At 59.9% G+C, this 13,714-nt stretch carries 16 protein-coding genes; 3 read left to right on the forward strand and 13 right to left on the reverse strand.

Annotation, left to right across the window (positions count from 1 at the left end):
- Positions 1–50: 50 nt before the first annotated feature.
- The 9 genes from ACZZ0A_RS27680 to ubiE all read right to left on the reverse strand — a co-directional run bounded on the left by ACZZ0A_RS27680 (position 51) and on the right by ubiE (position 6,121).
- Positions 51–758, reverse strand: a complete 708-nt coding sequence (locus tag ACZZ0A_RS27680) for a 16S rRNA (uracil(1498)-N(3))-methyltransferase (protein WP_007909339.1) — start codon at positions 756–758, stop codon at positions 51–53.
- Positions 755–1,546 carry a twin-arginine translocase subunit TatC gene (gene tatC / locus ACZZ0A_RS27685; RefSeq protein ID WP_007909342.1) on the reverse strand — a complete coding sequence of 264 codons (792 nt, stop codon included), beginning with the start codon at positions 1,544–1,546 and terminating at the stop codon, positions 755–757. Before tatC ends, ACZZ0A_RS27680 begins: the two co-directional genes overlap by 4 nt.
- Entirely contained in the window at positions 1,543–2,001 is a 459-nt protein-coding gene (tatB, locus tag ACZZ0A_RS27690; protein WP_414895019.1) for a Sec-independent protein translocase protein TatB, read from the reverse strand. Before tatB ends, tatC begins: the two co-directional genes overlap by 4 nt.
- Positions 2,002–2,011: 10 nt before the next feature.
- Positions 2,012–2,293 carry a twin-arginine translocase TatA/TatE family subunit gene (locus tag ACZZ0A_RS27695; RefSeq protein WP_003220847.1) on the reverse strand — a complete coding sequence of 94 codons (282 nt, stop codon included), beginning with the start codon at positions 2,291–2,293 and terminating at the stop codon, positions 2,012–2,014.
- Between the two features lie 25 nt (positions 2,294–2,318).
- Positions 2,319–2,651, reverse strand: coding sequence for a phosphoribosyl-ATP diphosphatase (locus tag ACZZ0A_RS27700; protein ID WP_007909355.1), 333 nt, complete (start codon positions 2,649–2,651; stop codon positions 2,319–2,321).
- Positions 2,644–3,045: a phosphoribosyl-AMP cyclohydrolase gene (gene hisI, locus ACZZ0A_RS27705; RefSeq protein ID WP_007909357.1), complete on the reverse strand. Its 402-nt coding sequence runs from the start codon at positions 3,043–3,045 to the stop codon at positions 2,644–2,646. Before hisI ends, ACZZ0A_RS27700 begins: the two co-directional genes overlap by 8 nt.
- An 81-nt stretch (positions 3,046–3,126) precedes the next feature.
- On the reverse strand, positions 3,127–4,731 hold the full coding sequence (gene ubiB / locus ACZZ0A_RS27710) for a ubiquinone biosynthesis regulatory protein kinase UbiB (RefSeq protein WP_007909358.1): 1,605 nt from the start codon (positions 4,729–4,731) through the stop codon (positions 3,127–3,129).
- Positions 4,728–5,351 (reverse strand): ubiquinone biosynthesis accessory factor UbiJ, encoded by a 624-nt coding sequence (locus ACZZ0A_RS27715; protein WP_414916164.1) that lies wholly within the window; start codon positions 5,349–5,351, stop codon positions 4,728–4,730. The genes ubiB and ACZZ0A_RS27715 overlap by 4 nt, the downstream gene beginning before the upstream one ends.
- Complete coding sequence (gene ubiE / locus ACZZ0A_RS27720; RefSeq protein WP_008080626.1) at positions 5,351–6,121, reverse strand: bifunctional demethylmenaquinone methyltransferase/2-methoxy-6-polyprenyl-1,4-benzoquinol methylase UbiE; 771 nt, start codon at positions 6,119–6,121, stop codon at positions 5,351–5,353. The genes ACZZ0A_RS27715 and ubiE overlap by 1 nt, the downstream gene beginning before the upstream one ends.
- A 166-nt stretch (positions 6,122–6,287) precedes the next feature.
- Between ubiE and ACZZ0A_RS27725 the strand changes: the two genes are divergently transcribed.
- From ACZZ0A_RS27725 to ACZZ0A_RS27735, 3 genes are all read left to right on the forward strand, one after another.
- Positions 6,288–6,563 carry a polyhydroxyalkanoic acid system family protein gene (locus tag ACZZ0A_RS27725; protein ID WP_007909364.1) on the forward strand — a complete coding sequence of 92 codons (276 nt, stop codon included), beginning with the start codon at positions 6,288–6,290 and terminating at the stop codon, positions 6,561–6,563.
- A gap of 205 nt (positions 6,564–6,768) precedes the next feature.
- Positions 6,769–7,191 carry a phasin family protein gene (locus ACZZ0A_RS27730; protein WP_160055074.1) on the forward strand — a complete coding sequence of 141 codons (423 nt, stop codon included), beginning with the start codon at positions 6,769–6,771 and terminating at the stop codon, positions 7,189–7,191.
- Positions 7,192–7,201: 10 nt separating this feature from the next.
- Positions 7,202–8,125, forward strand: a complete 924-nt coding sequence (locus tag ACZZ0A_RS27735; RefSeq protein WP_007909367.1) for a phasin family protein — start codon at positions 7,202–7,204, stop codon at positions 8,123–8,125.
- A gap of 268 nt (positions 8,126–8,393) precedes the next feature.
- Here ACZZ0A_RS27735 and ACZZ0A_RS27740 read toward each other — a convergent pair whose 3' ends face one another.
- From ACZZ0A_RS27740 to phaC (ACZZ0A_RS27755), 4 genes are all read right to left on the reverse strand, one after another.
- Entirely contained in the window at positions 8,394–9,014 is a 621-nt protein-coding gene (locus tag ACZZ0A_RS27740) for a TetR/AcrR family transcriptional regulator (protein WP_095187463.1), read from the reverse strand.
- Positions 9,015–9,044: 30 nt separating this feature from the next.
- Entirely contained in the window at positions 9,045–10,727 is a 1,683-nt protein-coding gene (gene phaC, locus ACZZ0A_RS27745) for a class II poly(R)-hydroxyalkanoic acid synthase (protein ID WP_123375585.1), read from the reverse strand.
- Between the two features lie 139 nt (positions 10,728–10,866).
- Positions 10,867–11,721, reverse strand: a complete 855-nt coding sequence (gene phaZ / locus ACZZ0A_RS27750) for a poly(3-hydroxyalkanoate) depolymerase (RefSeq protein ID WP_007909378.1) — start codon at positions 11,719–11,721, stop codon at positions 10,867–10,869.
- A gap of 85 nt (positions 11,722–11,806) precedes the next feature.
- Positions 11,807–13,486 carry a class II poly(R)-hydroxyalkanoic acid synthase gene (phaC, locus tag ACZZ0A_RS27755; protein WP_007909380.1) on the reverse strand — a complete coding sequence of 560 codons (1,680 nt, stop codon included), beginning with the start codon at positions 13,484–13,486 and terminating at the stop codon, positions 11,807–11,809.
- Between the last annotated feature and the right edge of the window lie 228 nt (positions 13,487–13,714).

The following is a 13,714-nucleotide window of genomic DNA, read 5'->3' on the forward strand; positions in this document are numbered from 1 at the left end:
AACATCAAAAGATCGCAGCCTGCGGCAGCTCACAGGGGAGCTGTGTTTGGTTAGAAGAGACGGGCGAGCAGGGCGGTGACGGCGGTTTCGACGCGCAGGATGCGCTCGCCGAGTTGCACCGGTTGCAGGCCGGACTTGGCCAGCAGATCGATTTCGTAAGGAATCCAGCCGCCTTCAGGGCCGATGGCCAGCGTCACCGGTTCGCTGAGCGCGCGCGGGCACGGTGGGTAGTTGCCGGGATGGCCGACCAGCCCGAGGGTGCCTTCGGTAATCGCCGGCAGCCGGTCTTCAACGAATGGCTTGAAGCGCTTCTCGATGATGATTTCCGGCAGCACGGTGTCGCGGGCCTGTTCGAGGCCGAGGATCAAATTTTCGCGAATCGCTTCCGGCTCAAGAAACGGCGTCTGCCAGAAACTCTTCTCGACCCGGTAGCTGTTGACCAGGATCACCTTCGACACGCCCATGGTCGCCACGGTCTGAAACACCCGGCGGAGCATCTTCGGGCGCGGAAGGGCCAGCACCAGCGTCAGTGGCAGCTTGGCCGGTGGCGGCTGATCGAGGCTGACACGCAGCTCCGCTTCACCCGGTTCCAGACGCAGCAGTTCAGCCGAACCCATCAGCCCGTTGATGCGCCCGACGCGCAGGCTGTCACCGACTTCCGAACGATGAACTTCCTGCATGTGCGTCAAGCGGCGATCACGCAGCACCACGCGGTCGGCCGCAATGAAATCGGCCTCTTCGAGCAACAGCAGGTTCATGCCTGGGTCGCTGGTGGCTGGTCGTTGTGGTCGTCGGCCGGGTTCTCGTCCGGGCGTTCGCGCTTGCTGATCAGGCCACCGAACAGAATGCCGATTTCAAACAGCATCCACATCGGCACGGCCAGCAGGGTTTGCGAGAAGATGTCCGGCGGCGTCAGGATCATGCCGACCACGAAGCAGCCGATGATCACGTACGGGCGGATTTTCTTCAGGTAGGCGACGTCGACTACACCGATCCACACCAGCAGCACCACGGCCACCGGAATCTCGAACGCCACGCCGAAGGCGAAGAACAGCGTCATGACGAAATCGAGGTAACTGGCGATGTCGGTCATCATTTCCACGCCGGCCGGGGTGGCCGCAGCGAAGAATTTGAAGATCAGCGGGAACACGAAGTAATAGGCGAACGCCATGCCGGTATAGAACAGCAAGATGCTGGAAACCAGCAGCGGCACCGCGATGCGCTTTTCATGCTTGTACAGGCCCGGCGCGATAAAGCCCCAGATCTGATGCAGGATCACCGGGATCGCGAGAAACAGCGAGACCATCATCGTCAGCTTCAGCGGCGTCAGGAACGGCGACGACACGTCGGTGGCGATCATCGTCGCGCCGACCGGCAGGTACTGGCGCAGCGGCGTCGAGACGAAGGTGTAGATCTGCTGGGTGAACGCAAACAGCCCGGCGAAGATGATGAAGATCGCCGCCACACAACGCAGCAGGCGGGTGCGCAACTCGGTGAGGTGCGAAACCAGCGGCATGTGCTGGTCGTTTTCGGGGAGATCGCTCATGGGGCTCGCGGCGGCAATGTTGGGTCGTGAGGCGCGGGTGTAATCGGCGCGGCGGTTGGGGCTACGTGTTCAACCGAGGTTTGTGCAGGCGCTGGTTCTGCCGGCGCTACAACGGCAGCAGGTGCAGGTGTCGGAGCAGGCGCGACGGGTGCAGTCGGCGCATGAATCGTCTGCTGACCCACATGCTCAACCGGCGTCGGCTCCTGCTGAACCGGCGAGAAAATCTTCCGCGCCTCCTGCTCCAGCGACAGAATGTGCTCGTTGTGCAGTTGCCGACGAATCTCGTCGGCACCGATTTCACGTTCAACTTCCTGTTTGATCGCGTTGAAGCTGCGCTTCAGCCGACCGACCCACAGGCCGGCGGTGCGTGCAGCGCCCGGCAGACGCTCGGGGCCCAGCACCAGCAGGGCGACGAGGCCGACGAGCAGCAGTTCAGAGAAGCTGATACCAAACATTAGTCAGTGCTCACACGTCTTTGCGGATCGGCTCTTCGACTTTCTGCGCCTGCACGTCGATGGTGTGCGGCGGGTTGGCCTGAGCGGTGGCTTGCGGCTGCACCGGTGGCACTGGCTGCGCAGGTGTCACGGTTGGATCGGCAGCCGGTTTTTCATCGTCGTTCATGGCTTTGCGGAAGCCCTTGATCGACTCGCCAACGTCGGTGCCGAGGTTTTTCAGTTTCTTGGTGCCGAACACCAGCACCACGACAACCAGAATGACGATCCAGTGTTTCCAGTCAAAAATGCCCATGTTGCTGTTCCTCTCTAAAAGTTGTTCAGGCGGACGGACGCGAGGCTTTCTCGACGTGTCCGGACAGGCCGAAGCGACGGTCCAGTTCATCCAGCACGGCCTGCGGATGCTGCCCCAGTTGGGCGAGCATGACCATGCTGTGGAACCACAGGTCGGCGGTCTCGTAGATCACGTCGCTGCAGTCGCCACTGATCGCGGCGTCCTTGGCGGCAATAATGGTTTCGACCGACTCTTCGCCGACTTTCTCCAGAATCTTGTTCAAACCCTTGTGATACAGACTGGCCACATAGGAGCTGTCGGCGGCTGCGCCTTTGCGCTCTTCGAGCACTTCGGCCAGGCGGGTCAGGGTGTCACTCATGTTTGTGTCCTGCGGAATAGATAGCGTGCGGGTCTTTCAGGACCGGGTCGACGGTTTTCCAGTCGCCGTTCTCGAAGACACGGTAAAAGCAGCTTTGACGGCCGGTATGGCAAGCGATGTCGCCGATCTGTTCAACCATCAGGATGATCACGTCGGCGTCACAGTCCAGACGCATCTCATGCAGCGTCTGCACATGCCCTGACTCCTCGCCCTTGCGCCACAGCTTGCCACGGGAACGTGACCAGTAGATTGCACGGTTTTCCGCGGCGGTCAGTTCCAGCGCTTCGCGGTTCATCCAAGCCATCATCAGCACGCGTCCGGTCTTGTGATCCTGGGCAATCGCCGGCACCAGGCCATCAGCGTCCCACTTGATCTCGTCCAGCCAGTTTTTCATCTTCGACTCCGACAGCGAACCCCACACTTCAATAGTCGGGTTCAGGCATTGAAACAGTGTGCCAGCCGATCACGAAACTGGCTATCGGCGAACGACCAGATACAAGCCGACTGCCACCATGATTCCCGCAGGCCAATGCCCCAACTCGTTAAGCGGGCCACCGATAGCGAGGATCACCCCGCCGGCCAGATGCGCGCAACCGAGCAAGCGCAGGAACCAGTCGTCCTTGCGTTTATGCCATGGCGGCGGTGGATCGTAGGCGTGCGGTTGCGACATGCGTTCGAGCAGGTCGCGGGCCATGTTGGCCAGATGCGGCAGTTGTTCGAACTGGCTCTGCACGTTGCCCAGCAAGGCTTTGGGGCTGACGCGCTCGCGCATCCAGCGTTCGAGGAATGGCTGCGCGGTGTTCCACAGATCCAGATCCGGATACAACTGACGGCCGAGGCCTTCGATGTTCAGCAGGGTCTTTTGCAGCAGCACCAGTTGCGGTTGCACTTCCATATTGAAGCGCCGTGCAGTCTGGAACAGGCGCATCAGCACTTGGCCAAATGAAATATCTTTTAACGGTTTTTCGAAGATCGGTTCGCACACGGTGCGGATCGCCGCTTCGAATTCGTTGAGTTTGGTTTCCGCCGGCACCCAGCCCGAGTCGATGTGCAGTTGCGCCACACGACGGTAGTCACGCTTGAAGAAGGCGAACAGGTTGCGCGCCAGATAATCCTGATCTTCCGGGGTCAGGCTGCCGACGATGCCGCAGTCGATCGCGATGTACTGCGGGCTCCACGGGTTGACGGTGCTGACGAAAATGTTTCCCGGGTGCATGTCGGCATGGAAGAAACTGTCGCGGAATACCTGGGTGAAGAAGATTTCCACACCGCGCTCGGCGAGCATTTTCATGTCGGTGCGCTGATCGGCGAGGGTCGCCAGATCGGTGACCTGAATGCCGTAGATGCGCTCCATCACCAGCACTTTCGGCCGGCACCAGTCCCAATACACTTGCGGTACATAGAGCAGCGGCGAACCTTCGAAGTTGCGCTTCAACTGGCTGGCGTTGGCCGCCTCGCGCAGCAGGTCGAGTTCGTCGTAGATGGTTTTTTCGTAGTCCTGGACCACGTCGACCGGGTGCAGCAGACGCGCGTCGGCCGAGAGTTTTTCGGCGGCGCGGGCGAGGATGAACAGCCACGCCAGATCCTGCGCGATGATCGGCTTCAGGCCCGGGCGGATCACTTTGACCACGACTTCTTCGCCGGTTTTCAGCTGCGCGGCATGCACCTGCGCAACCGAGGCTGAGGCCAGCGGCTCGACGTCGAAACGGCTGAACACGTCGCTGATTTTCTTGCCCAGTTGTTCTTCGATCAGCTTGATCGACAGTTGCGAGTCAAACGGCGGCACACGGTCCTGCAACAGCATCAGCTCATCGGCGATGTCTTCCGGCAGCAGGTCGCGGCGGGTCGAGAGAATCTGCCCGAACTTGATGAAAATCGGCCCGAGATCCTGCAACGCCAGACGCAGACGCGCGCCACGGCTCAGGTCCAGCGGCTTGCGCGGGAACCAGCGCCACGGCAGCACATAGCGCAGCGCCAGGAGGAACCAGGGCAGCGGCAGATCGAACAGCAGGTCATCGAGGCGGTAGCGGATCACGACAGACTGGATGCGCAACAGACGGCGGACGGCGAGCAGCTTCATGCGTTATCGCTTGGGTCGAGGGATCGGGAAAGGCGCTCGAAACGCGCCTCGAGACGTTCCAGATCAAGTTTGATCCGGTCCAGTTCGCTGAACCGCGCTTCGGCTTCGCGCTGCCCGACGAGGGTGCGCGATTCTTCGGCGAGGTATTCGGCGAGGTTCTGGTTGAGGCTGGCAAATCCTTGTTGATACCAGCGCGCGCGGCTGCGCAGATGGCCACCGACCAGTTGCGTGGTGACCGGGCCGAGCCAGCGCGAGAGTTCGTACTCCCAGTCCAGCTCAAGGTCTTGCAGGACACCGGCCAGCTCCAGCAGCACGCCGCTGTCGCCATCGAGCTCGACTTCCGGGGCGTGCAACACCGCGGTCTTGTCTTTGCTCACGGCCAGTTTGATCAGGCTGGAGGCCGGCGCGCGCAGGGTGCAGTCGACACCGGTTTCCCAGTGCGAGGCCAGCATCAAACCTTCGTCGCTCGGCAGAATGAACAGTTGCAGCGCCGGGCTGCGGCAGTCGACGGCAATCACCTTGCCGGTCAAATGCGCCAGCCGCGGCAGCGCCGTGCTGTCGAGACGCAGCACCCGGTTGAGGCCGAGTTCAACGCTGGCGAGCAGCCCGGTGAGCAACATCAGGGCTTGATGCCGCGGTGCAGGGCGACGATGCCTGCGGTCATGTTGTGATAGGTCACGCGGTCGAAACCGGCGTCGACCATCATCGACTTCAGGGTTTCCTGATTCGGGTGCATGCGGATCGATTCGGCCAGGTAGCGATAGCTTTCCGAGTCGTTGGTGATCAGCTTGCCCATCAGTGGCATGAAGGCGAACGAATAGGCGTCGTAGGCTTTCGACATCAGCGCGTTGGTCGGCTTGGAGAACTCCAGCACCAGCAGACGACCGCCCGGCTTGAGTACGCGCAGCATCGAGCGCAGGGCGTCTTCTTTGTGCGTCACGTTGCGCAGGCCGAAGGCGATGGTCACACAGTCGAAATGATTGTCCGGGAACGGCAGTTTTTCCGCGTCCGCCTGAACGAATTCGACGTTGCCGGCGACACCCAGATCGAGCAGGCGGTCACGACCGACCTTGAGCATCGATTCGTTGATATCGGCCAACACCACTTGACCGGTCGGGCCGACCAGGTGCGAGAACTTTTTGGTCAGGTCACCGGTACCGCCGGCGATGTCCAGCACGCGGTTACCGCTGCGCACGCCCGACAGTTCGATCGCGAAACGCTTCCACAGACGGTGCATGCCGCCCGACAGAAGGTCGTTCATCAGGTCGTACTTGGCGGCTACCGAGTGGAAAACCTCAGCGACTTTTTCCGCTTTCTGGCTTTCCGGAACGTTTTTGAAGCCGAAGTGAGTGGTGGGTTCGGCATCGCTGCCTTTGCGCTGATCAGTCATATCGCTGTCACCAAAAGAGAATGCGCGACATTCTAATCCCCAAGCCATGCTTTGTCTTGGAATGGCTAAAGGTAAGATGGGCAACCCTCGGGACGATTTGCCGCAGCGGCGGTCAAGATTTACCGACACATCTTTTTCGCCCCATTCAAAAAACAGGAGTCAATCAATGGCCAAAATCACTGTTGAGCGTGCCCACAATCTGGGTAAGGAAGCCGCCCGCGAGAAGGCCGACAAGCTGGCGCAAAAACTCTCCGAGCAATATGGCCTGGAGCCGCAATGGTCCGGCGACACCCTGAACCTCAAGCGCTCGGGCGTGAAAGGCGCGGTGCATGTGGCGGACGATTCGATCAAGGTCGACGTTGAGCTGGGCCTGATGATGTCGGCCATGAGCGGCATGATCAAAGCCGAAATCGAAAAAGCCCTCGACAAAGCTTTGGTTTGAACATCAAAAGATCGCAGCCTTCGGCAGCTCCTACAGACGTACACATTCCCCTGTAGGAGCTGCCGAAGGCTGCGATCTTTTCATTCAGGCACCACCGATTCATGTCAGTTGTTAGGGTGCCGTTTCTAATTTTTCTGCCTACTTTGTGCCTGAGCCCGACACTTTCCCGGGCAGTTCCTCAAACCTTCTGCGCGTGAGGTGCACCATGGCCAAAGTTATTTTGAAGAAAAAAATCGACGTTTCGACTTCTGCTCTGAGCGACGTCAAATCCTATGCCCGCAAGATCTGGCTGGCAGGCCTGGGTGCCTACGCCAAGGTCGGCCAAGAGGGCAGCGACTACTTTCAAGAGTTGATCAAGGCTGGTCAAGCTGTTGAAAAGAAAGGCAAAAAAGCCGTCACCGAAAAACTCGAAGCGGCCAACGCCGAGATCGATGAAGCCAAGAGCGAAGTGAGTTCTTTCAAAGGTCGTGTCGAAGTTCAGCTCGACAAGGTCGAGAAGGCGTTCGACTCCCGTGTAGCAAGCGCCTTGAATCGTATCGGCATTCCGTCTAAACATGACGTTGAGACACTCTCTGCTAAGCTCGATGAGCTGACGGCATTGCTCGAACGCGTCGCGCGTAAATCTTAAGGAGAACGGGATGGCTGGTAAAAAGAACACCGATAAAGAAGGCAGCTCGTGGATCGGGAAAGTCGAAGACTACTCCCGCAAAATCTGGCTGGCTGGTTTAGGCGTGTACTCGAAGATCGACACTGACGGCAGCAAGCTCTTCGATACATTGGTCAAAGACGGCGAGAAAGCCGAGAAGCTCACCAAGTCCGCAGTCGGCAAAAAAGTCGATGCCGCCAAGGACTCTGCTTCTTCGGCCAAGTCGCGCATCAGCGGCGTGAAAGATCGCGCACTGGGCAAGTGGGACGAGCTGGAAGGGGCTTTCGACAAGCGCCTGAACAGCGCGATTTCGCGCCTGGGTGTACCGAGCCGCAATGAGGTCAAGGCACTTAACAGCAAGGTCGACACACTGACCAAACAGATCGAAAAACTCACCGGTCTGAAGGCTCAACCTGTGGCGGCGAAAACCGCTGCGGCAAAACCGGCAGCGAAAACTGCGGCGGCCAAACCAGCGGCAAAATCCGCTGCCAAGCCACTGGCAAAAGCAGCGGCTAAACCCGCAGCTAAAGCAGCGGCCAAGCCTGCAGCAAAAACCGCAGCGGCCAAGCCAGCTGCTAAAGCTGCAGCCAAACCGGTTGCTGCCAAAGCCGCCGCCAAACCGGCAGCAAAACCTGCGGCCAAAACGGCAGCGAAACCAGCCGCCAAGCCAGCCGCGAAAACCGCTGCCGCCAAACCGGCTGCCAAGCCTGCGGCCAAACCCGCTGCGGCGAAGAAGCCTGCCGTGAAAAAACCGGCCGCAGCGAAAGCCGCCGCGCCGAAACCGGCCGCACCTGCTGCAGCCAAACCGGCCACTCCGGCAGCTCCGGTAAGTGCGTCGAACTCCGCCGCAGCACCGACTCCGGCGGCCACCCCGACTGCTGCATCGACGCCGTCGACGCCAACCAGTCAGTCCTGATTCTTCAGGGCAAAAGAAAACGCCCGGCCTGTGAAGGTCGGGCGTTTTTGTATCTGAATTCCAACAGCCCCTCACCCTAGCCCTCCCGAAACGTCGGACCGCCCATAGGGAGAGGGGACCGATACGGGGATGCTTCAGTCTTACACTGACCTGAAAGTGTCGTATTGAATCCATAATCGACTCGATTTTTCAGGTCGCCGTATAGCGCAAGACGATAAGGTCAGTCCCCTCTCCCTCCGGGAGAGGGCTAGGGTGAGGGGCTTTTAATTCAGTCGTGATCTTCAAGGTATTGCAAAGCCATTCTTTCGGTCGCGACCTTCACCGGCGGCAGCAGATGCGGTGCCACCAGCATCATGATCTGGTACACAACCAGCCTGACCTCACCCTCACGATCCAGAATCCGCTGATAATCCAGCGAGAACAGCAACGTCATGGTGATCTGCTCCACCAGTTGCCCCAACGCCTGCGTATCACTGACCAACTGCCCCGAAGCCTTCAACCGCGCCAACAACGACGCCAGCGTGCGCTTCAACGCATTGAGCAGATGACGAATGCCCTTGGCCAGCTTCGGCAAGCGTCCGGCCAAGTTCGACAGGTCCTGAAACAAAAACCGATATTGCGCCAACCGCTCGACGATCAAATGCAAAAACAGCCAGTAATCCTCCGGTGCCAGTTCCACATCCGATGGCGGATCAAGCAGTGGCGCCAGTTCATTCTGGAAGCGTTCGAACAACCCGAGAATCAGCGGTTCCTTGCCGTGGAAGTGGTAGTAGAGGTTGCCCGGGCTGATCCCCATTTCATTGGCCACCTCCATGGTGGAGACATTCGGCTCGCCCTTTTCGTTGAACAGTTGCAAAGCACATTCGAGAATCCGGTCGCGGGTTTTCATCCAGTCTTCTTAGAAAAGTTCGGTTAAGCGTCAGCGCACACGCACGTAAGTACCGGGCGCGGCCTCCATCGGTGGATAGTTCGGGTTGCCAAGGGTGAACGAGGTTTCGTGCTGCGCCCCGGAGCGCTGTTGAATCCATTCCAGCCACTGCGGCCACCAACTGCCGTCGACGTGCTTGCCGTCGTAGTACCAGGCACGCGGGTCGCTGCTCATCTTGGCGTTCTCGACGTAGGCGGCTTTCGGGTTGCTCGGCGGGTTGAGGATGCTCTGCACATGACCGCTGTTGGACAGCACGAAACGTCGCTCGCCGCCGAGCAACAGGGTCGAGCGATACACCGCGTCCCACGGGGTGATGTGGTCGTTCATGCCAGCCACGCTGAAGCTGTCGACGGTGACTTTCTGCAAATCGATCGGTGTGCCGCACACCTCGAGACCGCCCGGATGGGTCAACGGGTTGTGCTTGAAGAAGTCCAGCAAGTCACCGTGGAACGCGGCGGGCAAGCGCGTGTTGTCGTTGTTCCAGTAGAGGATGTCGAAGGCCGGCGGTTCTTTGCCCAACAGGTAGTTGTTGACGAAGTAGCTCCAGATCAAATCGTTGGGGCGCATCCAGGCGAAGACCTTGGCCATGTCGCGACCGTCGAGTACGCCTTTCTGGTAGGAGCGGCGCTTGGCGGCTTCGAGGGTTTGTTCATCGGCAAACAGCGTGGCTGAGGTTTCGATTTCACTGTCGAGCAAACTGACCAGATAGGTCGCGCTGGAGACCCGTCGCAGTTGCCGCTTGGCCTGCAAATGGCCTTGCAGGGCGGCGATGGTCAGCCCGCCGGCGCAGGCGCCCATCAGGTTGACCTCGCGGGCGCCGGTGATCGCCCGACAGATGTTCATCGCTTCTTCCACCGCTTCGACGTAGGTCGACAGGCCCCATTCGCGATGACGTACATCCGGATTGCGCCAACTGATCATGAACGTTTGCAGGCCATTCTTCAGTGCGTACTGGACGAAGCTGTTGTGTGGGCTCAGGTCGAAAATGTAGTACTTGTTGATTTGCGGCGGCACCACCAGCAGCGGCTTGGCGTACTGCTTTTCGCTCATCGGTTTGTACTGGATCAGCTCCAGCATTTCGTTGCGAAACACCACCGAGCCGGTGGTGGTGGCGACGGTCTTGCCGACCTCAAAGGCTTGTTTGGTCACCTGACGTGGCAGGCCGTCGTTGTGCAGCAAGTCATCGAACAGGTGACTGAGGCCGCGCACCAGACTGTGCCCGCCGGAGTTGAACAGCTCCTTGACCGCCAGCGGATTGAGCAAGGTGTTCGACGGCGCCACGGCGTCGTTGAGCAGGGTGAAGGCGAAGTGTGCACGAGCGCGATCGTCCGGGCTCATGTTGCTTTCATCGATCCAGCTTTTGACCTGTTTTTGCCAGGCCAGATAGGCCTGCAGGCTGCGCCGGTAAAACGGGTTGAGGCTCCACGCCGGATCGGCGAAGCGGCTGTCGTTCGGATTGGTCGGGTGCAGGGTTTCGCCGAGCAGCACGCGGCCCAATTGACCGCCGAGTTTCAACGCGTGCTTCGCACTGTGAATCGGATTGCGCAGGCCATGGGCGGCGACGCTGCGCAAGGTCGAGATCAGGTCCCGGCCACGCAGGCCGGTGATCGCACTTTGTGCGTTGATGAACACGGCGGGGCTGGGCACTCCGCCCGTCGCTGGTTTGTCGCGCATGACTCAACACTCCTTCGTCTTCAGGCCAAAAACAAACTCACCGAACCAGAACACCATAGACGCTGTTGCGGGTTGCTGCCTGCGCGGCGTCCTGCCGCGCACTCTTTGCCAAAGGCCTGCATAAAGCCTGCCGCCGGGGTTAACCGCCCAGCGGTGTCGGATGCGGGTGCATCACCGCGCGCTGACGTTCCTCCTGGAGGAATTTCATGATGATTGGCGCCACCGCTTCAGCACGGGTAATCAGGAACAGATGACCGTCGTCGATGATGTGCAGTTGGGCGTTGGGAATGCGCCAGGCGAGCATGCGCATGTTGATCAGCGGGATCAGCGGATCGTCATCGCCGGCCAGCACCAGCGTCGGCTGGTGGATCTTGTGCAGCCAGTGAATGCTGGTCCAGCCGAGGCCTGCGAACAGTTGCCAGTAATAACCGAGCTTGCCCGCCGAACGCACTTTCGCGGCGTGGCTGGCCGCCAGCGTCGGGTCACGACGGAACGAGCCGCCGTAGATCAGCGGGGCGATGCGGATCACATGGGAAGGCTGAATGTAGCGCCGCGGACTGGCCATCATCCACAGCACTTTCGGTTTGCCCGGCACCATCACCGCACCGGCCGCGGTCGCCGCCAGCACCAGTTTCTTGCAACGCTCGGGGTAGTCGTAGGCGAACTGCTGCGCGAGCGCACCGCCCCACGACACGCCGATGACGTTGACCTGACCGTAGTCGAGGTAATCGAGCATCCGCGCCGTCAGCTTGGCCAGCCCGGGAAAGCGATACGGTCGGTTCGGCGTCGAGGAACCGCCGACACCGGGCACGTCGAAGGCGATCACTTCCAGATCCGGGTCCAGCGCCGCGACAAACGGAAAAACCAGCTCCAGGTTGGCGCCGATGCCGTTGAAAATCAGCAAGGGCGTCAAGTGAGGCTTGCCGGGGCGTACCGCCGTGCGGAGGGTCTGGCCATCCAGATCGACGGTACGGAATATGAACGGTTGCGGCATGCGTCAGGCCCTGTGGATTTAAATTCACCACACCCCGTGTAGGAGCTGCCGAAGGCTGCTCCTACACGGGGTGTGGTGGTGTCAGTTACCGCTCGTGAACGTAAGTGCCCGGCGATGCTTCACCCGCCGGATACGCCTTGTTGCCCAGTTTCAGCGGGGCCTTTTTCAGGTTGCCCGAGCGCTCGGCCTGCCACGCCTGCCAGTACAGCCACCAGGAATCGGTGTGCTTGGTCGAGTTCTCTTGCCACTCATCGGCATTGGCCGCCATTTCTTCGCCAGTCATGTAACGCGATTTCGGGTTGCCTGGCGGGTTCAGAATGCTCTGGATATGCCCGCTGCTCGACAACACGAACTCGACCTTGCCACCAAACAACTGCGCCGACTTGTAGCAGGACTTCCACGGTGTGATGTGGTCGTTGGTGCCGGCCAGCGAGAAGATGTCAGCGGTGACCTGCTTGAGGTCAATCGGCGTGCCGCACACTTCCAGTGCATTCGGGCGAATCAGTGGATTGTTTTTGAACATCTCGATCAGGTCGCCATGGAATGCGGCGGGCAACCGTGTGGTGTCGTTGTTCCAGAACAGGATGTCGAACACCGGCGGCTCGTTGCCGAGCAGGTAGTTGTTGACCCAGTAGTTCCAGATCAGGTCGTTGGGACGCATCCACGCGAAGACCTTGGCCATGTCTTTGCCTTCGAGCACGCCGGCCTGGTACGAGTGGCGCTTGGCGGTCTCCAGGGTCTGCTCGTCGACGAACAGGGCGACGTCGCTGTCCAGTGTCGTGTCGAGCACGCTGACCAGCAGCGTGAGGGCATTGACCTTCTTCTCGCCGATCGCCGCGTAGTGGCCGAGCAGGGCGGTACAGGTGATGCCGCCGGAGCAGGCGCCGAGCATGTTTACGTCTTTGCTGCCGGTGATCGCGGTGACCACGTCGACCGCTTCTTTCAGCGCATCGATATACGTCGAGAGGCCCCACTCGCGCTGCGCCTTGGTCGGGTTGCGCCAGCTGACGATAAACGTCTGCACGTTATTGCGCAGGCAGAAGCGCGCCAGACTCTTGTCCGGGCTCAAATCGAATACGTAGAACTTGTTGATCTGTGGCGGCACCACCAGCAGTGGACGCTCGTGGACCTGCTCGGTGATCGGCTTGTACTGGATCAGCTCCAGCACGTCGTTGCGAAACACCACCGCGCCTTCGGTGACGCCGAGGCTCTTGCCGACCTCGAACGCGCCCATGTTGACCTGGCTCGGCATGCCGCCGTTGTGGACCAGATCCTTGGCCAGATGCGAGAGGCCATCGAGCAGGCTCTTGCCACCGGTTTCGAAGAAGCGTTTGACCGCTGCGGGGTTGGCCGCGGTGTTGGTCGGGGCCATGGCTTCGGTCATCAGATTGATGACGAAGTGGCCGCGGGCGATGTCTTTGGGTGACAGGCTGCTGTCATCGATCCAGGCATGGAGTTCCTTGCGCCACGCCAGGTAAGTTTGCAGATAACGTTTGTAGAGCGGGTTCTGGCTCCACGCAGGATCGGCGAAGCGACGGTCATCGCCAGCCGGTTGCAGTTCGGATTTACCAAACAGCACGTTCTTCAGTTCGAGGCCGAAATGGGTAACGTGCCTGACGCTATGGATCGGTTGTCTGATGGCCTGTTTCAGCACCATACGAGCAGAGGCCAGCAGATCCTTTCCGCGTAGCCCAACGACGGGATTAAGCCCCAGGGTGTTTTCCGAGGCTTGGTACTTCAGGTCATCGTTATTCTTGTTACTCATCTACGACGCTCCATTGTCCTGAGACGAGTACCCGGTTTTCTGCTGTGCAGTTCCACAGCCAATGCCAGGTACTACTGCTCGGGTGACCGTTAATTCTGCATAGCTGCTTTACAGTCGTAGAGCACTGCAGGGAACTTGCCAGCTCCATTGGTTACCCGAGTTTAATTTTTTTCGCAAGCGGGCCGATCCTCGGCCACACAGCAGAGCATTCAAACAGATGAATTTAGA

Source organism: Pseudomonas sp. AC242, from assembly GCF_979258655.1.